The organism is Firmicutes bacterium HGW-Firmicutes-1, from assembly GCA_002841625.1.
Classification (GTDB): domain Bacteria; phylum Bacillota; class Clostridia; order Lachnospirales; family Vallitaleaceae; genus HGW-1.
This window is the reverse complement of the sequence record PHAG01000012.1, coordinates 45,746-65,503: the sequence shown is the minus strand read 5'-3', so window position 1 is coordinate 65,503 and position 19,758 is coordinate 45,746. Positions and strand designations below refer to the sequence as shown.

Sequence of the window (19,758 nt, the reverse complement as noted above, 5' to 3'; positions counted from 1 at the left end):
TGCACATCAGTGGGGGCTTTGACCCCCACTGATGTTGGAATTAGTTCCCCCACTTAAGAAGTGGGGGACTTCTTCCATTCGGTTAATATATTGTCTTTTCGATATTGCATGGGCGAAATATTCAATTGTTTTTTGAAGCAATATGCAAAATAATTTGATGATGAAAATCCTACTTCAAGTGCTATTTCTAAGGATTTTAATTCTGTTGTCAGCAAAAGTTCTTTAGCCGCTTCCAATCGTCTATCCATTAGATAATTCATAAATGATATCCCAGTCTCTTTTTTAAAAACCGAACTAAAATAATTCGGACTATAATTAAGATAATCACATATCTTTTGAATACTCAGATCGCTATCCTTGTATTCCTTTTGAACATAAGCTTTTGCTAAGGTAACCAAATTATCTGTTGTGATTTGTCTGGATTTAACACCTTCTTCCATAACATAATCACCAAGCAGCAAGATTTTGTCCTTTAGCTGATCTAATTGTTGGTCTTCACCTAGTAATTTAAACAAGTTAAACTCTGTACCCTCTGCTTTTGATAAGTCGATTTTTAACTCTTTTGAAGTAATAATCATTTGAGTTACTAGTTCAAATAAATATAGTTGATTTCCATTTGATTTATGGTTGTTAGAAGCTATATGATTAAAAACTTGATTAATATAATCATGAAATTCATTTACTGCACCTGATTTTAACATTCTAATAACGCCGCGTTCATCAATGTCTTTAAATTCTAAAGAAATTCCTTCATTTGGCTCCAAATCATTGATATAAATAATCCGATTATTGCCAGTTATCAGTTTGTAGTCGTGGGCACTTAAAGCACTTTTTCTTGAGCTAGGAATATCCGATAAACTCATACAAACATGCCCAACTCCAATCGTAATGGTAAAGGTTTGATATTTTTCTATGCCTTGTCTAATCATTTCTAGCTTCTTAGTGATGCTACTCAAAAACTCATTTTCTGAAATGGTATTGTCTTGGGCTATGATATTCACTTGATTATTGGACAAAAAACAGATACCTAAATCTTCCTTTTTATTGATTTCTTCTACAAGCTCAAGCAAAGCCATCTTTTTAAACTCGGTATCTTTCATATCAATAAATTGTCGTTCTTTATAAAAATTGTCAATTTGAATAACGGATACCAAATAATAGTTTGCTTTAAGTGGAATCTGATAATAACAAAGCCATTCGTCTACTTCATCAGCTAAATATTCCCCTTTTACAAAATCCTCTAAAAATTTATCGCGCAGCAAGGGGTAACTTTTTTGATAATACTCTCTTAATCTATCTGTATCACGTTTCTGTTTTATTTCTTCATCTAATTTCAATTTAACTTCTTGTAAAACCTCAATGAGTGAACTCGCTGATATTGGCTTTAAAATGTAATTCATAATATGTAAGCTTATGCTCTTTTTTGCATATTCAAATTCATCAAATCCTGTTAGTACAATTATTTTTGTATATGGATACTTTTCAAATATCTTTTCAGATAACTCTAGACCATCCATAAATGGCATTTTAATATCAGTAATAACAACATCTGGCAAATATTGTTCAAATAACTCATAGGCCTCTTTGCCATTTTCAGCTTGACATACAATCTCAAAATCATATTGTTGCCAATTAATCTTATCTATTACATGTCTTCTTACTGCATATTCATCATCTACTAGCATTAATCGATACATATCATTTTCTCCTTTGAACCGATTTAACTAAAACCCATATACAAATAACAACAAATCCACTCGTTACACTCTTTATTTTAGTTCAACACATAAATTTATGAATTTCTCAAAGGCTTCAAGTCCTTGCTGATCTTGCTTAAACACACCTGAACATTCAAGTACCTGGGTGAATTTTTTTCCTACTTCTTCTCTCAAAAGCTTCTTAGCAATTTCTTCTGTTTGGTTTGTTCCGTATCTTTCTACTAGATCTCGCATCCATAACGCGTGTTTCTGCAGCGAATCTATTTTTACAGCTTCTTCTATATTCAATCTACCTGTTAAGACATCTTCTATCTGCACCATCTCCTGTTCTAACCGAGGAGGTAAAACAGCAAGCCCCATAACTTCTATTAAACCAATATTTTCTTTCTTAATATGATGTAAATGTTGATGAGGGTGAAATATTCCGTCTGGGCAAGTTTCATTTGTTCGATTGTTTCTTAAGGTTAAATCCAATTCCCATTCTTTTAGAACATTGATTCTCGCAATAGGAGTTATCGTATTGTGAGGCACCTCACCTGTGTGGGATAAAATGCTATTTTCCGTATCATTGTATTGACGCCATGCATCTAGTATACTAGTAGCTAAATCAATTAACTCATTTTTATTATTTGAAGTTAATCGAATCACTGACAATGGCCATTTAATCATTTTGATTTTAGTGTTTCTATACCTAGGATTTGAAAACTCTTTGATTACTCCTGCTTTCTCCATTGGAAAAACATGATGTCCACCTTGGAAATGATCATGGCTTAATATGGACCCTCCAACTATGGGTAGATCTGCATTTGATCCAATAAAATAGTGCGGTAATTGTTCAACAAAATCCAAAACTCTTACAAAGGTCTTTCTAGAAATAGACATTGGACGATGAAGCTCGCTAAATATTATGGCATGCTCGTTATAATAAACATAGGGTGAATATTGAAAATACCAAGTTTCCTTATCCAAAGTAATCGGTAGGACCCGATGATTGCTTCTACCAGGATGATTCAGCCTTCCAGCATAGCCCACATTTTCTAAGCACAATAAGCATCTTGGATAATCCAACATAGGAGCATCTTTTTGGGCAGCAATTTCAGTTGGATCTTTCTCTGGCTTTGACAGATTAACCGTTATTTCCATATCCCCATACTCCGTTGAGGTTATCCAATGTAAATTTTTTATAATCCTATCCATTCTAATATAATTAGAACTTTGGCATAGACGATAAAAATAATCTGTTGCAGAAATCTTCCCTTTTGATGTTTGAAGATCTTCATATATACGACTTATTTCAGACTGCCTAGGTAATAGCTGCGCCATAATTTTAGAATCCAACAAATCTCTTTCTGTTATTGTCCCCCGAATGAGATGAATTGAAACAGCATAATCCAGTAGTACAAGCAGTATATCCTTCAATTCTTCAGTTATCACTGTTTCCGCATCTTGGTAAGGTTCAATAACATTTAGTAAATCCATCAATTGGTTTCTAATCTGAGGGATATCTAACTGATATATAAGTTCATTTTCTATACCATATCTAAGCAATTTTTCGATGTATTCTGCTGCTATTAATTGTGTATTCATCATATATTCACCTTTCCTAATAACCGTTTGGATGGTTATTATGAAAACTCCACGCAGTTTCAATTATCTTTTCTAGCGTATTATACTTTGGATGCCAGTTCAACTCATTTGTTGCTTTTTCAGATGAAGCAATTAGTATTGCTGGATCGCCTGCTCGTCTTTCTGATATAACGGATGGTATTGGATGTCCCGTTACTTTTCGTGCAACTTCAAGCACTTCTTTTACAGAAAATCCTAATCCATTCCCTAAATTGTAGGTCGATGACTCACCTGTAATCATCATTTTATCAAGTGCTAAAATATGAGCTTCAGATAAGTCAGTGACATGTATGTAGTCCCTTACACAAGAACCATCTATCGTAGGATAATCGTCTCCAAATATCTCAATTTGTTTTCTTTTTCCAAGGGCAACTTGTAGGATCAGCGGTATTAAATGGCTCTCAGGATTGTGATCTTCCCCTATCTGTCCATTCATATGTGCACCTGCGGCATTAAAATATCGCAAAACTGTATAATGAAAATCATAGGCTTTTGAACACCAATATAGCATCTTTTCTACTGTTAACTTCGTTTCACCATAAGGATTTGTAGGCACCGTATCTGCATTTTCAAGTATTGGACAAGATTTTGGCTCTCCAAAAGTTGCCGCTGTAGATGAAAAAACGATATACTTCACGCCAAATACCTTCATTACTTCAAGTAAGCATAGTGTTCCATATACGTTATTGTTGTAATATTTCAAAGGCTCATTTACACTTTCACCGACAAGTGAATCAGCTGCAAAGTCAATAATTGCGTCAATATCATTTTCAGAAAAAACTTCTGTAAGAAAAACCTTATCACGTAGATCTCCTTGATAAAATTTTACCCCTGAAACGATTGCGTCTTTATGACCTTTATAAAGACTATCTATTACAATAACTTCTCTACCTTGTTCTTTTAAAAGGGCAACCGTATGACTGCCAATATATCCTGCACCACCACATACTAATATAGCCATTTGAATTTGCCTCCTTATATTATTTTAACGCCATCACCAACACATGCTATGTAAATATCTGCATTTAAACCAGTTCTTAGTAGATAATTCGCTGAAACCTCTCGAATGAATTCTTCAATTGAATCATTCCTTACTATATTAACTGTGCACCCACCAAAACCAGCTCCCGTCATTCTTGCTCCCAACGTACCAGTTATCTTCAATGCTTCCTCAACCATTACATCTAACTCAAAGCAGGAAACTTCATATAAATCCCTTAAGGACTCATGAGAATCAATCATTAATTGACCAAAAACTTCTAGGTTGTTTTCATGTAGTGCCTCAACAGCTTTTATTACTCTATCATTTTCATAAATCGCATGTGTCGCACGAATTAATGGTATCGGTTGATGAATCAATGATTTATATTCTTCGAAAACTACGGGTGTAATATCACACAAATGCTTGATTTCCAACTTTACTTGCAAGGACTTTAATGCACTTGCACATTCTTGCGTTCTTTCATTGTACTTAGAATCACTTAAACCACGTTTCTTATTCGTATTGCAAATTACGATTTTGTGATCATACAAATTAAGAGGTGCATATTCATAGTCTAGGGAATCACAATTCAATAATATTGCACTGCTTTCTTTTCCAAAAGCTACGGCAAATTGATCCATAATACCACACTTTACACCTATAAAATCACATTCAATTGCCTGAGCCATCTGCACTAAGCTTAACAAGCTCAAACCACCTTGAAATAACTCATTAAGTGCAAAGGCCGTGACCACTTCTATTGAAGCAGAAGAAGAAAGTCCCGAGCTATTTGGTATATTACCAAAGTACAATAAATCCATTCCTGAAAGTGCAATGTTCGTATCAAGAAAAGCTTTGATGATACCTTTTGGATAATTAGACCACCCATCATTTACATTGTTCTCTATGGTTTCTGTTAACTCAATATGGGTAGATAATGAAAAGTTGATGGTCGCAAAATGAACTTCTTTGTCAGCTCGCTTTCGGATTGCTAAATAGGTTCCCATATCGAGTGCGCAGGGGAACACAAATCCACCATTATAGTCAATATGTTCGCCAATTAAATTCACTCTTCCTGGCGAAAAATAGAAATGAATCTTTTCTTCACTCGTTCCATATCTTCGAATAAATTCTGCCTCTAATTTTTGCTTCATCATTACCTCCATATATTAAGTCTTCCTTAAGACTAATTTTGTTTTTATAATATTATTGCTTATCGTCGATGCATCCCCATTTATTAATGCCATCATCTTCTGTGCAGATGTCACTCCTAATAATTTCATTCCTTGATCTACACTAGACAGCGTTGGTTGGGTTATGTCGCAAATCAAAGTGTTGTCAAACCCAATAATTCTAAGTTCTTGAGGCACTTTAATATTAAGTTGAAGTGCCGCATTCAACGCTCCGACTGCCATCAAATCATTACATGCGAATAATGCAGTAAAATCTCTTCTTTCATTAAAAATTTTAAGCATTGCCAACATACTTTCATCTACTGTTGATATAGAGTTACCCGCACTGATTCTCGCAACGAGTGCTTCCTCAAGCTTTAAACCTTTTTCTAGGAGTAAATCTCGAAAAAGGTCTTCTTTTATGTTATATGCAAAAATGTCATGACCTCGAAGAAATGCTATGTTCTTATGTCCTTCAGAAATTAAATATTCTAATGCATTGATTGTTCCTGCTCCTTGATCACTCGAAACACAATGATAGTTTAAACCCTCATGTTCTCCATTTACAATAATTACTGGCATGGATTTCGCAATAACCTCATATTCGCTCCCCATACATCTTGTGTCCGGAGAAATTGAAATAATGCCATCAACCTTACGATCAACAAGATTAGAAATATGCTTCTTTTCAAGAATATCATCTTCATTTGTCGAACAAATAAAAGCAGTATAATCGTTATCCCTTAGAATGTCGTCAATTCCTCTAATTAATTCAGAAAAGAAAAGGTTTTCTAATGATGGTACAATAATACCAATGGTAGAGGTTTTTGCTCCTATTAATCCTCTGGCAAGAATATTGGGAGAAAACTTCAATTCATCTATCGTTTCTTGAATTTTTTCTTTTGTAGACCGCTTTACTGGGTAGTTACCATTGAGAACACGCGAGACTGTTGAGATTGAAAAACCTGACAATCTTGCAACATCAATGATTGTTGTTTTTTTATGAATAACCATCAACCTCCTTATAGAAAAGGTTTTCTATAAAAATATTATAGCAACTCTATTTTGCAAAGTCAATATTATAAAAGTCATATTGGTTTTTTATTTTTTAACCTTGTCTTTAAATATATTGAAAATTATGGTATAATGTTAGTAGAATAATGGGTATTGGAGGTTTATATATGTTACATGTTGAACATTTAAAGCCAGAAAAAAGAACAGGTCCCGACCTACTTGTTAAGTGGGTAAAAATTGCTCGTTTGATCGTTTGGATTATTTTAGGTGTTTTCATTATGCTTACTGATAAAGCCAAACCTCAACAGGCTACTTTTTTTGATCACTTCTTCGATGTTACTGTTAGGACCTTTTGGGATCAAAACTTATTATTCTGGTCATTTATAGTTTGTATTTTGCTTTTTATTATTTCTTTCGTATCAATATTAGTAAATACTATGCGTTTAAAACGAAAAGCTGATCGTTTAAGTATCTCTCTCGTTATTACACTAATTATATCTGCAACTGGTATTTTATTTTACTTAGCGATGGCAATAACATAATATATAACAAGCTTCCAAAGGGAACCTTGCTGAATATAATAAATTATATATCACATATTTCAGGATACCTATATGAATGAAGAAAAATGCAAAGATATAATTGGCTTGTTATCTAAATACCTCTTTAAAGAATATGATGAGCTATGTACCATTAACTTAAATCAAGTACATAGTATAATGAATATACTTGTTAAAGGAAATATCCCTTTTCAATTAACCTTTAGAGAAGGGACCCGTTCTGTTGTTAAATCACTATTCTTAATAATAACTCTATCCCCTACAATAACAATAACAAAAGTCTTCCAACTTGAGGAAGGTTCTATTTGTACTTGTTAAGATGTATAAGACCACTGAATACTTGTCACACAAAATATCCCAAATGAATAAAATAAGATGTAAGGCTCTATCAAAGGAGGGATATTATGTATAGAAGATGCCCATTTAGAAGTACTCCTTACGGCTCAAACTTAGCTAGTCTATTTAACTATGGCTATGGTTATGGTGGCTATGGTCTTGGTGGCTATGGTCTTGGTGGCTATGGTCTTGGTGGATATGGAAGTGGTTACGGCTATGGCGGCTATGGTGGCTATGGTTATGGAAGTGGTTACGGTTATCCTGGCTATGGTTATGGTGTCGGCTTAAATCTTTACAGTCCATTCAGAAACTACTAAACTATTCTGTTAAGTCTAATTAGTACAACCTTACATAAGATAAAAGAATAACACGGTTGAATTATATCAAGGGATATGAATCTACCGTGTTTTTTTCTACTCCAAGGGATATATTTTCCAGTCAATTTGTTTCCTACCAATAGAATGTAAGTAGTCATTGGTTTTAGAAAAGGGTTTGCTTCCAAAAAACCCTCGATAAGCTGATAAAGGACTTGGATGAACTGATTCTAATATGAAATGCTTTTTTTCAGTAATAAGTGCTTTTTTTGAACGCGCATAATTTCCCCACAATATAAATACCACTGGCTCTTCTCTTTCATTTAGCTTAATCATTATTTCATCCGTGAAATATTGCCACCCAATATTGCTATGGGATGATGCTTGAGCCGCTTCTACAGTAAGCACCGCATTTAACAGTAAAACTCCTTGCTTAGCCCATCCTTCTAAGCAACCATGGCTTGGTATATCACAATTCAGATCGTTAGATAACTCTTTGTATATATTTTTTAAGGAGGGTGGCAAATCAACTCCTGGTGCAACAGAAAAGCTTAAACCATGCGCTTGGTTTGGGCCATGGTAAGGATCCTGCCCCAGAATTACAACTCGTACATCAGCAAACGGAGTTAGTTTTAATGCTGTAAATATTTGCTGCATATCTGGATAAACAATCTTAGTCTTATATTGTTGTATTAAAAATTCTTGTATTTTTATATAGTATTCTTTGTTAAATTCCTGCCCAATGATTTGATCCCAATCGTTATGTAAGGTCATCTCGGAAAACTCCTTCATATGTAGTTTTAAAAATCTTTAGTTTATTATATTTTTATTTTATCAGCAGTTCAATAGTAATTTTATACAATTCTTTTGTATATATTGAGCAAGGCCTTCATATACTATTGAAGACGGTTATATAAAGTCTAATGTGATTTGTATGATAATTAAAAAAAATTACCTGAATTAACGCAAGAACAAACGTCTTATTATTTCATAAAAAGAAAATTCAGATAAAATTAACTTTTTTTTTGACTACTCCGTGGAAATATGTTATAATAATAAACAAATAAACTCTTGCTTTAATTGATTGGGGAATCAAAAAAGGGAGATTAACTATGGAAAAGGATTTTAATATGTCGCTTGAAATTGTAACATCTGAATTTAAAACTTCGAAAGATACTGAGGATGATACAGCTTCATCAAAAGTGGATGATTCTATCACAAAAGCTTCTTTAATTTCATATTTAATATCATAATATGAAGTGATTTAGCCAATTAAATTAAACTGAACAATCACAAGAAAATCAGCTGCGCCGCGTTAAATAACTTTGTTATTTATACGTCGAATGAATACTCTCGTTACCTATCTGCCGCTTTTCAAATTGCTTATGCGGAACCTTCTTAATGAATAAAAAAAACTGCTTTCGCAGTTTTTTTATTTTTTATTTATCTTCTCTAATATTCTTACCTACAAATGCCACTGCTAACATACCAAGGCCCACATGAGTGCCTATCGTAGCAGATAATTCAGTTATGTATAATTCTTTTGGTTTATACTCTTTAAGTATCAATTCCTCAAGTTTTTGCGCATCCTCAATGCAATGTGCATGACATATAAAAACGTGTTTATGTTCTACTTCCTCAATATTTTCAGTGAATTTATCATATAAGTATTTAATTGACTTATGTCTTCCTCTAACCGAAGCATATGATTTTATCTTACCATTATGAGCTATTGTTAGGATTGGTTTTACTTTAAGAGCAGTACCAACCAATGCAATCGCTGCTGGTATTCTACCACCATTTTTCAAATGCTCCAAATCATCTATAGCAAACCAGTGATTGATTTTCAAAATATGATCATCTATCCATGTAAGTATTTCGCCCTTCGACTTCCCTTCTTTGGCTAATTCAACTACATGAGCAACCAACGCTCCTAATCCACCTGAGGCGGCAATCGTATCAACAATTGTAATATCAGCATCATCATGTTCTTCTAGAAACATATTTTTTGCCAATACTGCATTATTCATAGTCCCACTAAGTCCTGAAGATAAACCTAAATAAATCAAGGCTTCACCCTTTTCGTAGCATTTCTTATAATGCTCTAAAAACACAAGCAAATTAATTTGAGAAGTAGTTGGAAATACGCCCTCACTTAGTTTTTTATAAAAGAAATCATGAGTTAGTGTTTTTCCTAAATCATCTATATATTCTTCGTTATCAATATGTATTGGCATACCTATTAATTGAAGGATATGAGCGTTTTCTTCTACATATTTGAGTGGCAAATCACAACTAGAATCTGTCAGTATTTTTAATTCCACTAGTATTTCCTCCTATTAGTAATCGCACATGTATTAAGTTTATAATAAGTCTTACTGCATGTCTAGGCTTTTTTATTCATAATAAAACTTCTGCATAAGCAATTGGAAAAGCGGCAGATAGGTAACGCAAGTTTTAAATCTACGTATAAATAACAAAGTTATTTAACGCGGCGCAGCCGATTTTCTTGCCTAGATTCAAGCTTATCTTTACTATTGTTTTATTCTATTATATAATGATTATACCACAAAAAGACATTAGTTGAACTTTCATGTGAAATATATTTGTCAGAAAACAATATTTCTGGTATATATATTATACATGAAAAGGGCAACTACCTTTTTATCCAGTAGGAAAGTAGTGGAATTTTTTAGATTCTAAAGGAGTAGAAATATGTTAACTGATGTCCTATCCAACTTTATTAAACAAGCCTTTACGCGTTTAGGCTATGATGAAAAATACGGTGGTGTTGTTCGATCACAAAGGCCGGACCTCTGCCAATTTCAATGTAATGGTGCGATGAGTGCTTCTAAGGAATACAAGAAAGCACCTTTTATAATTAGTGATGAAGTAATTGCTGAATTAAAATCCTTTGAGGGTATAGATGAAATAATTGAATTTATTGAAACTGTAAAGCCTGGTTTTATAAATATTACTTTAAAAGATAGTTATCTTGCCAATCATATGAATCACCTCGCTAGTGATCCAAGAGTAGGCTGTGAGATTGTAAATAATCCCTTAAAAATCATCATGGATTATGGTGGTCCTAACATTGCCAAACCCTTACACGTTGGACACTTACGATCAGCAATTATAGGCGAATCCCTGAAAAGATTAATGAGATTTTTAGGCCATGACGTAATTGCAGATACTCACCTTGGTGACTGGGGTTTACAAATGGGTATGATTATATCGGAATGTGAGCGAAGATATGCAGGTCTTCCCTACTTTGATGATGCTTTTTTAGGTGAATACCCTACAGAACCTCCATTTTCTTTAGATGACTTAGCACAAATATATCCTTACATTAGCAAGCTTAGCAAAGAAGATGAAAATGTACTAGCATCTGCGAAGGAAGCAACCTTTAAGCTTCAAAATGGAAGCAAGGGCTATTTAGCTTTATGGCAACATATCGTTGATGTTTCTCTGAATGATATCAAAATTAATTATAAACGCTTAAATGTTGACTTTGATTTATGGTATGGAGAAAGTCATAGCAATCCTTTTGTAAGTAAGGTTGTAAATCATTTAGAAAATAAGGAAGTCGTATATGAAAGCGAAGGTGCTTTGGTGGTTGATATTCTAACTACAGAAGATGAACAAGCACTTCCTCCCCTTTTATTATACAAAACGGATGGTTCCATTTTATATACAACAACGGATTTAGCAACGCTTTACCAAAGAATGGAAGACTTTAATCCTGATATTATTTTATATGTGGTAGATAATCGACAAAGCACTCACTTTAAGCAAGTATTTTTATGCGCTTACCAAAATGGCATTGTTCCAGAAAAAACAAGTCTTGAGCACATTGGCTTTGGTACCATGAATGGCAAGGACGGAAAGCCTTTTAAAACAAGAGATGGCGGTACGATTAAACTATCCGAGTTAATTGATATGGTTGAAGCCAATGCAAGAGAAAAAGTCAGAGACAAAGAAGACCTCGATGTAAATACCATTTCAAAGCAAATCGGACTTGCAACTTTAAAATTTGCTGATCTTAGTAACTTTAGAACAAAGGACTATGTTTTTGATTTAGAGAAATTTTCTTCCTTTGAAGGAAAAACAGGGCCTTATTTATTATATAGTTATGTACGCTTAAACAATATTATTAAAAAACTACAGGACCTAAATATTACTCCAAGTAATATTGCTTTACCTGCTAGTGAAGTAGAAAGAAATATTTTCTTAAAGTTGAACGAATTACCAGAAGTACTGAATCTGGCTGCAAAAGATAGAGCTCCTAGCATTGTTTGTGAATATGTATATGATTTATCTACATTGGTAAACGCTTTTTATCATACACATCACATTTTAAATCAAGAAGATGTGAATCAACAAAAATCTTGGATGGCTTTATGCCAATTAATTATTACTGTTATGAACATATGCTTAAATATTTTAGGTATAGAAGTTCCTGAGAAAATGTAGTGTTACACCTTAGCTAACTATCTGCGGAAGCACCTTAAATGCTTAATCAGAACCTCATTCTTAATAATAAATGAGCCTAAATTTTGAAATACAGATCAAATGTTGATTGCTATCATTTGATTTGTAACTTAATTTAGAGCTCAATTTTTTATTTTGGTCAAGTTTTATTATGTTGATTTTCGTTTGATGATTTGGTTGATTATTTTTGTTTGATGATTTTCGTTTAATCATTTTCGTTTGTTATTTTCGTTTATTGATTTTCGTTTGTTGATACTCTTTTGTTGATGCTCGTTTCATAATTCTCGTTTCATGATTTCTTTTAATTACCTACTCTGGATTGGCTTTTTCATGTCCATTCCTTGCTCTTCCTTGTATCTGTGGTACGGGTCTTTGAGCGTTTTTAGTAAAACTTTGTTTTTCATTACTTTCTGTTCCATGAGGCTCTTCTGGATCTGGCCTCCTCATCCCTGCTTTTGCCATATTATGCTCTTCCTTTCTTAAAGATGATAAATACAACCATAGTTTTCACAAATTAGTGCATAATATTCTAAATTTTCAATTAACTAAAGGAAACTTTGTAAGGATTTCCCATATCTGTTTTAATTTATAAGTGTTATAATAATATCAATAAACCAATTAGGTTTACTAATTTATAAGGAGGTACAACACATGAAAATTAAAAACATTACTGATATCGTAAGATTTTTCGAAGTAATTGATAAGTGTAATGGAAAAGTTGAGTTGATTACATCTGACGGCGATTGTTTAAATCTTAAGTCAAAATTATCACAATATTTTTCACTAGCACAAATTTTTTCTGATGGAACTATTCCAGAGATTGAAATCATTGCATCTGATCCTGATGATATGAAACAATTAATTCAATATTTAATTCAAGGCTAAACCCAATTGGGTTTTTTTTATTCTTATACATTGTCCCTTTTTAAGGGACTTTTTTGTTTACTAATAAACTTTCATGACATGGCCTTCACCAAGTAAAATGAAATAATGTAAATGAAAATTAATAGCCATATGTCTTAGATTTTATTTCGTAAGAAATTACTGCATAAGCAATTCTGCATGAGCAATTTTTTCTATGTTATTCTTGACTTTACAACATCGCTAGTATATAGTGGTTCTATAAAGAAATACTAAGGAAGTGAATCGATGTTATTAAACTCTTTAAAAAAAATAGGTTTTACGCAACAAGAAGCTATTATATATATTCATTTATGCAAAAATAGTGAGCTTACCGGATATGAAGCTGCTAAGCTTTCTGGTATTTCGAGGTCTAACGCTTATGCTGCCCTATCAAGCTTAGTCGACAAAGGATATGCATATCTAATTGAAGGTGCTTCCTCGAAATACATAGCGGTACCAAAAGAAGAACTTATCAAAAATGCTGAACGAGACTTTCAAACTAATATAAACGTCATCAGAGAAAACCTCACGTTTACATCATCAAATCAGGAGCCTTACATTACTATTACCGGTGAACATCATATAGTAAGTAAGTTTAAAAATATTATTGAGTCCGCAGAAAAAAGAATATATATTTCCTGTGATAAGGAAGTGATCCATCTGTTAGAACATGATTTAAAAGCCGCTATAGCCAATAACCTAAAAGTAGTAATTCTTTCTCCATCTGATTTAACAGATGCCGCTGAACATATATACTACCCTACTGAGCCAAATGACTCAATTAAGCTTATCGCAGATACCAAAGAGGTTATAGCCGGTAATTTTAAACAATGCTTATATTCAAAGAATTCAACCCTATTAAGCTTAATCAGAGAATCCTTTATCAATGAAATTGCAGTAATAGATCATAAAAACAACCGTTAAAAAGGAGATAGCAAAATGTTAAATACGCATAATCTAGTTTCTACAAATACCAATTTTTTTGCCAATACTACACCCCATGAATTAATCAAAAAATATGGTAGTCCTCTATATGTTTATAATGAAGACATACTAAGAGCTCGATGCAAGGAATTAAAAGGTCTTGTAACATATCCTAACTTTTCAGTAAACTATTCCGTAAAAGCGAATGGAAATCTATCCCTCTTGAAAATCGCAAAGGATGAAGATCTTAATGTTGATGCAATGTCTCCTGGCGAGATCTATCTTGAAGAAATGGCAGGCTTTAAGTCTGAACAAATATTATTTATTAGCAATAATGTATCTGCTGAAGAAATGCAATATGCACTTAATCGCAACATAACAATAAGTGTAGATTCTCTTTCTCAATTAGAAATGCTAGGAAAAATAAATCAAGGTGGAAAAGTATGTGTTAGATTTAACCCAGGCGTTGGTGCCGGTCATCATGAAAAGGTTGTAACTGGTGGCAAAAAAACGAAATTTGGTGTAGAGCCTACGAAAATTAAAGAGGTAAAAGAGATACTTGAAAAATACAATCTTCATCTAACAGGGATTAACCAGCATATTGGTTCCTTATTTATGGAAGGCGACAAATACATTGAAGGTATCAATTCACTTCTTCGTATTGCTATGAATTTTAAAGATTTAGATTTTATTGATTTAGGTGGTGGTTTTGGGATTCCTTACAAAAAACTTGATCATCAGCCTCGTTTAGATTTAAAGGCGTTAGGTAAAAAGTTAGATGGCGTATTGTATGCCTTTGCTAAAGATTATGGGAAAGAACTCTTGTTCAAAATTGAACCAGGCAGATATATTGTTGCTGAATGTGGTTTGCTTATTGGTACCGTTCACTCTATTAAAACAAATTATGATATAAAATATATTGGTACAGACTTAGGTTTTAACGTATTAAATAGACCAATTATGTATGATAGTCACCATGATATAGAAATTTATCGAATAGCAGGCAAACCATCAACTAAAAGTGAATTCGTAACAATTGTTGGAAATATTTGTGAATCTGGAGATATTATTGCTAAAGAAAGAATGCTTCCAGAAATATACGAAAATGATTTGCTGGGTATTTTAGACGCTGGAGCATATGGTTATTGTATGGCATCTAATTATAATAATAGACTACGTCCTGCTGAAGTATTGGTTACAACAAACGGTGAGTCTACCTTAATTAGAAAAAGAGATACTTTTGAATCACTGGTAAATAATTTTATTTTATAAAAATTTAAGAAAACAGTACAAAATAGCTAGTGATTAGAATATTGGTCCTAGCTATTTTTAGAACATTAAACTATTTACGCAAAATAAAATTGCTTTTTACAAGTTTATAATATAAAATGTTGAATATAAGATACAATGCTATCGGGGGATACATCGCAATGCTAAAAAAAGTGTTTTCATTCTTGAATATACCCAAAATTGATGATGAGCTAGAAAATAAGTACTATGCTTATATTTTTAGCGCCGACATCGTAAGATTGTTCTATTTATTTGGATCGATTTTTTTGATTTCATCATTATTTTCTACCTACTATACTATCTTGTATAAAAAAACAAACGAATCCCACTATCTCGTTTCTGCAACTATGAGTTTTTTAATGATGTTGTTTATACTGGTGTTTTTTTATATTTTAAAACATTTAAAAACTTCTTTGTCACTTCAAACGAAAAGAAACTTCTTAGTAATCATTCCCATTCAAAACATCATGATTTTATCTGTTGCCATTAGTATATCTCTATTGGAGAAAAATATATTTATACTCTTTTCCTTTATTATGCTCATAGCTACTCTTATATTTGTTACACCTGCAATTATATTCATCCAACATTTAATCGTAACAATTCTTTATTCAATATTTATGATGTTCTTTTTTGAATTTGATGCCACCAGCTTTTGCAGTACTCTATTAATGATCTTTGTATCAAGTATAATATCCTATGCGGTATATTTAAATAAATTAACTGAATTTCAACTGTTTAGTAAGTTCAAAGAAAAAAACATGGTACTAAAGGAATACAATCGGGAACTTTCCGTCTATTCCTACTCCGACGCCTTGACTGGAGTCAATAACAGAAGAAGAATTGAAGACATTCTAAAAAGCAATTGGAAATATTGTAAGCTTAATTCTCAAAACCTATCTATAATTATTATTGATATCGATAATTTCAAAAAGTATAATGATTGTTATGGACATGTTAAAGGCGACGCTTGTCTTGTTGAAGTTGCTACTGCAATCGAGGATTTGTGCCTTGAGTTTTCTAAAAATCATTATTGTTCAATGGGGAGATATGGTGGCGAAGAATTCATTATCATTTTGCCTGTACTCGAAAAAGAAGAAGCTATTCATTTTGCCAAACAAGTATGTGAAAAAATCGAAAGCTTAAACATTCTTCACAAAGACAATGATAAGCGTCCATACGTCACTATTAGTGGTGGTGTGACCACTATGGTACCTGACGATGAAAAACGTATTTTATATATACTTGAGTCCGCTGACAGGGCACTTTATCATGTCAAACGTAATGGCAAAAATAATGCTATGCACTACTCAGACCTTTGTTTAGATTAACTTTCATTTATAAGTTTATTATTTTGAAAATTGAAATGGTATTATTTATGAAAATTGCAGAATGGTATTGACATCGATGTTGTTTTGTAGTAAAATCATCCTTGCTGTTGAGATAATTTTTCAACTTCGGGCTACTAGCTCAGCTGGCTAGAGCACTAGACTTTTAATCTAGGTGTCCCGGGTTCGAGTCCCGGGTGGCTCATATCTCACACGAAGCATCTAACAAGTATTTCATGCGCAGTTGTGGCGGAATTGGCATACGCGCTAGACTAAGGATCTAGTCCATATTACTTGGGTAGGGGTTCAAGTCCCCTCAACTGCATCGGTCCAAAAGGCGGCCCAAAGGGGACAGGCACTTTCGTCTTATAGGACCAATAATAATTAACTTCTTCATAATAAGATATGCATGAGTGGCTCAGTGGTAGAGCATCTCCTTGCCAAGGAGAGGGTCGCGAGTTCGAGTCTCGTCTCGTGCTTAGCAAAAAGAAAAGCATTCAGAAGGTTAAAATTCCGAATGCTTTTTGATGTCATAAAGTTATTTAATTCACTTTTATATCACTTGTAAAGGCATGGATTATTCTTCCAAATGTATTCTATTTGCAATTCTGTACGTCTTTCTTTATCATTCTTATCACTGAATATATTGGTGCTTTTATTAAAGAAGTCTTCACTCTAAAATTATTCTCTGTATCTCCCGAAAAACACCTAGACAACATTGGAGATAATCTGACTTTTCGTCTACGCATATACACCAGCAGCTAATTTAATCTTAGTCTACAATAGATATATCCAACAACTCTGCTTCTGCATCAAGGTTAAAATTTAGAGATGAAGTTTTAATCCAAAAAGCGCTTCCACCTCCTGGTAATTGAAGCAAAATCCATTCTCCCTCCCTTTCCTCAACACTACCCGTACCACTTTTCAGGTCAATCTCTTTGCCATTTTTACTATCATAAGTCATTGCTTGTTCAATTCGCACCTGATTCGCATCTTCAAAAAGCGCCTCATTGAAACTAATCTCATCTTTATCCACATAGCCCCTACTTCTCGGTACATCGCCAAATGCCACTTCTACCCTATAATATTCCTCCTCTTCTTCAATAACAAGAAGCAAATCATTTTTTTGTAATTTACACTCAGAATTCTGTTTTTTATATACATAATTATTTTGTCCGTCAATTGTTATGAAATACGGATCTTTGAGAACTAGATCTTTCGTAGCTATTCCAAGCTTAATATTGTAAGTTGAAAACGTATAATTAGCAATATTTGTGTTAGTATCTTTCTTAGTAGCAGTTTCTTTATCAGCTGGACTACAACCAACTAAAAAAATTGCTAAAAATATAATAAAAATTTTTTTCATTTAAAAGCTCCTTTATGTAAAATTAATAAACATAATTATACTTTATTGGCGTATAAGTGGACAAGCTAGTAGCAGAACGTATAGTATGTGCCACCCTGTCGTAACTATTCATTTGCGTCGCTTCGTAAAGCACATAATTACCACTTGAATCTAATTTTTCAAATAACACTATATGTTTTCCGCTCAAATTAAGTGCGTCACCTTGTTGTAAAGCTGATGTATTAATGTTTGTCGTTACATCTGTAATACTCCTAGTTGAATATTTAGTTGTTAACCCCCAAGCTCTTGACACAAAACCTGAACAGTCAAGTCCATATGTATTACTAACATATCCCGTATATGGACAATTAATATTCCCAACTCTACCACTATTATTCATAGCTGTAATAAACTGGTTTCTAGAAGCAAATCCTCCCCAACAATATGGCATACAACTATAACTGCCAGCCGAACCTACATAACGTGGTTTAATCCAACTTGTCATTGCAGCTAAATTTGAGCTACTACAAGTCCAAGCAAAAGATGTGTGATAAGTTTTAGCACTAGACATAATCGTACTTCTACTAATTGTTGATACGGCTGTAGTTGCTGTATTTTCAATTAGTAATTCTGAATCTTGATTTTCATCCAATATTTCTGTATCATTATCCAATTTAGATTTAAATTGTTCTAAACTACTTTCATTTGGAGAAGTTACCTTAGCAATTTGCACGGATTTTTCCAAATTATTAATTCCATACATCTCGTTTTCAAAAACTTTAGTTTGATTCGGAATAGATTTTTTTTGTTTAACTTCAGCTTTAATTCCTACTAATTGTCCATTGGGGTTTATTGTTCTTATAGTTTCTTCTACTTCTGTAGTATAATCTTTTTTTGTTTCCATCTCAATTAACTTAATCCTATAATTTCCTTTTTCATCAATACCTAAGTATTGAGCCCCCATTACCCAATGCTTTGAGGTTAGCAATATACTAAATTCTGAACCAGTTTGAATGTCTTGAATTGTCATTTCACAACTATGTCCTATGCTGTTCCCTTCTTCAGGTATTAATTCATTTCTATAAATAGTATTTTTATCAAAAATTCTTCCCTCAAAGCTTTCACTGCTCTTATAAATTCCTTCATTATCTGCATCCAGATTTATTTTATAAGTTTTTCCACTATTCCCTTCTGTTGTAGTAATATATAGATAGTTGTCGATTGCCTGAAAATCTACAATCGCTTCGTCAACAATATTTTTATCAAGCTCTATTGTTGAATCATTGCCAAGTTCATCATACTTAGTAATACTAAAGTCATTATTTAGAGTATACAAATTATTATTATTACTTGCAATTTTTATAGCCTTCTTATGCAGATTTATTATATTTGAAACTTGATTGTTAGTAGATTTAATTACTTTATTATCTGTTGAGTCCAGTATATAAATATCATTATTTTCCATCGTAAAATCTTCTGGACCAGATATATTTCCTTCTGAATCTGCTTTGTAAGATATTAAATTGTTTTTCTCGTTATCATTGCCTATTTCCAGTTCTATACTCACTTTGTCTGCGGACAAACTAGCATGAACCATATTTATGTTTGAACTAAACAAGCCAATCATCAATGTTGCTGATAACGTCATAGTCAAAATCCTATTTAATTTTTTATTTCTCATAAATTTACCTCCATTAATTGGTTAAAAATTAACATTTTTTATTTCTATTTTCACTTTCCTAAAGTTCGTCGATG

The 19,758-nt window shown here is 32.8% G+C and carries 16 protein-coding genes, 3 tRNA genes and 1 pseudogene; 11 read left to right on the top strand and 9 right to left on the bottom strand.

The genetic code is table 11. From position 1 onward, the window contains the following. Positions 1 to 53: 53 nt before the first annotated feature. The 5 genes from CVU84_14775 to CVU84_14755 form a co-directional block, all read right to left on the bottom strand. Positions 54 to 1,697 carry a DNA-binding response regulator gene (locus tag CVU84_14775; protein ID PKM93627.1) on the bottom strand — a complete coding sequence of 548 codons (1,644 nt, stop codon included), beginning with the start codon at positions 1,695 to 1,697 and terminating at the stop codon, positions 54 to 56. Positions 1,698 to 1,769: 72 nt separating this feature from the next. Beyond that, positions 1,770 to 3,305: a galactose-1-phosphate uridylyltransferase gene (locus tag CVU84_14770; protein PKM93626.1), complete on the bottom strand. Its 1,536-nt coding sequence runs from the start codon at positions 3,303 to 3,305 to the stop codon at positions 1,770 to 1,772. A 16-nt stretch (positions 3,306 to 3,321) separates the two neighbouring features. After that, positions 3,322 to 4,305, bottom strand: a complete 984-nt coding sequence (gene galE / locus CVU84_14765; protein PKM93625.1) for a UDP-glucose 4-epimerase GalE — start codon at positions 4,303 to 4,305, stop codon at positions 3,322 to 3,324. 14 nt (positions 4,306 to 4,319) lie between these two features. Then, a complete protein-coding gene (locus tag CVU84_14760; GenBank protein PKM93624.1) occupies positions 4,320 to 5,492 on the bottom strand; it encodes a galactokinase in 1,173 nt (390 codons plus the stop codon). A gap of 3 nt (positions 5,493 to 5,495) precedes the next feature. After that, complete coding sequence (locus CVU84_14755) at positions 5,496 to 6,512, bottom strand: LacI family transcriptional regulator (protein ID PKM93623.1); 1,017 nt, start codon at positions 6,510 to 6,512, stop codon at positions 5,496 to 5,498. 167 nt (positions 6,513 to 6,679) lie between these two features. Between CVU84_14755 and CVU84_14750 the strand changes: the two genes are divergently transcribed. The 3 genes and pseudogenes from CVU84_14750 to CVU84_14740 all read left to right on the top strand — a co-directional run bounded on the left by CVU84_14750 (position 6,680) and on the right by CVU84_14740 (position 7,725). Next, a complete protein-coding gene (locus CVU84_14750) occupies positions 6,680 to 7,054 on the top strand; it encodes a hypothetical protein (protein ID PKM93622.1) in 375 nt (124 codons plus the stop codon). A gap of 72 nt (positions 7,055 to 7,126) precedes the next feature. Beyond that, entirely contained in the window at positions 7,127 to 7,390 is a 264-nt protein-coding gene (locus CVU84_14745; GenBank protein ID PKM93621.1) for a hypothetical protein, read from the top strand. A gap of 149 nt (positions 7,391 to 7,539) precedes the next feature. Then, positions 7,540 to 7,725: pseudogene (locus tag CVU84_14740) on the top strand (spore coat protein). 96 nt (positions 7,726 to 7,821) lie between these two features. Here CVU84_14740 and CVU84_14735 read toward each other — a convergent pair. Beyond that, positions 7,822 to 8,514: a uracil-DNA glycosylase gene (locus CVU84_14735; protein ID PKM93620.1), complete on the bottom strand. Its 693-nt coding sequence runs from the start codon at positions 8,512 to 8,514 to the stop codon at positions 7,822 to 7,824. Between the two features lie 647 nt (positions 8,515 to 9,161). After that, positions 9,162 to 10,052: a fatty acid-binding protein DegV gene (locus CVU84_14730; protein ID PKM93619.1), complete on the bottom strand. Its 891-nt coding sequence runs from the start codon at positions 10,050 to 10,052 to the stop codon at positions 9,162 to 9,164. Between the two features lie 385 nt (positions 10,053 to 10,437). On the opposite strand from CVU84_14730, the gene CVU84_14725 reads away from it, so the two are divergent. From CVU84_14725 to CVU84_14690, 8 genes are all read left to right on the top strand, one after another. Continuing rightward, complete coding sequence (locus tag CVU84_14725) at positions 10,438 to 12,195, top strand: arginine--tRNA ligase (protein ID PKM93618.1); 1,758 nt, start codon at positions 10,438 to 10,440, stop codon at positions 12,193 to 12,195. 669 nt (positions 12,196 to 12,864) lie between these two features. Then, entirely contained in the window at positions 12,865 to 13,098 is a 234-nt protein-coding gene (locus CVU84_14720; protein ID PKM93617.1) for a polya polymerase, read from the top strand. Positions 13,099 to 13,362: 264 nt separating this feature from the next. Then, complete coding sequence (locus CVU84_14715; protein PKM93616.1) at positions 13,363 to 14,040, top strand: TrmB family transcriptional regulator; 678 nt, start codon at positions 13,363 to 13,365, stop codon at positions 14,038 to 14,040. A 15-nt stretch (positions 14,041 to 14,055) separates the two neighbouring features. Next, positions 14,056 to 15,312: a diaminopimelate decarboxylase gene (gene lysA / locus CVU84_14710; protein PKM93615.1), complete on the top strand. Its 1,257-nt coding sequence runs from the start codon at positions 14,056 to 14,058 to the stop codon at positions 15,310 to 15,312. A gap of 116 nt (positions 15,313 to 15,428) precedes the next feature. Next, on the top strand, positions 15,429 to 16,661 hold the full coding sequence (locus tag CVU84_14705; GenBank protein ID PKM93614.1) for a hypothetical protein: 1,233 nt from the start codon (positions 15,429 to 15,431) through the stop codon (positions 16,659 to 16,661). A gap of 128 nt (positions 16,662 to 16,789) precedes the next feature. Further along, a tRNA-Lys gene (locus CVU84_14700) sits at positions 16,790 to 16,863 on the top strand. 35 nt (positions 16,864 to 16,898) lie between these two features. After that, a tRNA-Leu gene (locus CVU84_14695) sits at positions 16,899 to 16,983 on the top strand. A gap of 82 nt (positions 16,984 to 17,065) precedes the next feature. Further along, positions 17,066 to 17,137: transfer RNA gene (locus CVU84_14690), tRNA-Gly, on the top strand. 293 nt (positions 17,138 to 17,430) lie between these two features. Here the strand turns inward: CVU84_14690 and CVU84_14685 are convergent. Together CVU84_14685 and CVU84_14680 are read right to left on the bottom strand one after the other, a co-directional pair. Next, positions 17,431 to 18,024: a hypothetical protein gene (locus CVU84_14685; protein ID PKM93613.1), complete on the bottom strand. Its 594-nt coding sequence runs from the start codon at positions 18,022 to 18,024 to the stop codon at positions 17,431 to 17,433. A gap of 22 nt (positions 18,025 to 18,046) precedes the next feature. Continuing rightward, positions 18,047 to 19,684 carry a hypothetical protein gene (locus CVU84_14680; GenBank protein ID PKM93612.1) on the bottom strand — a complete coding sequence of 546 codons (1,638 nt, stop codon included), beginning with the start codon at positions 19,682 to 19,684 and terminating at the stop codon, positions 18,047 to 18,049. Positions 19,685 to 19,758 lie beyond the last annotated feature (74 nt).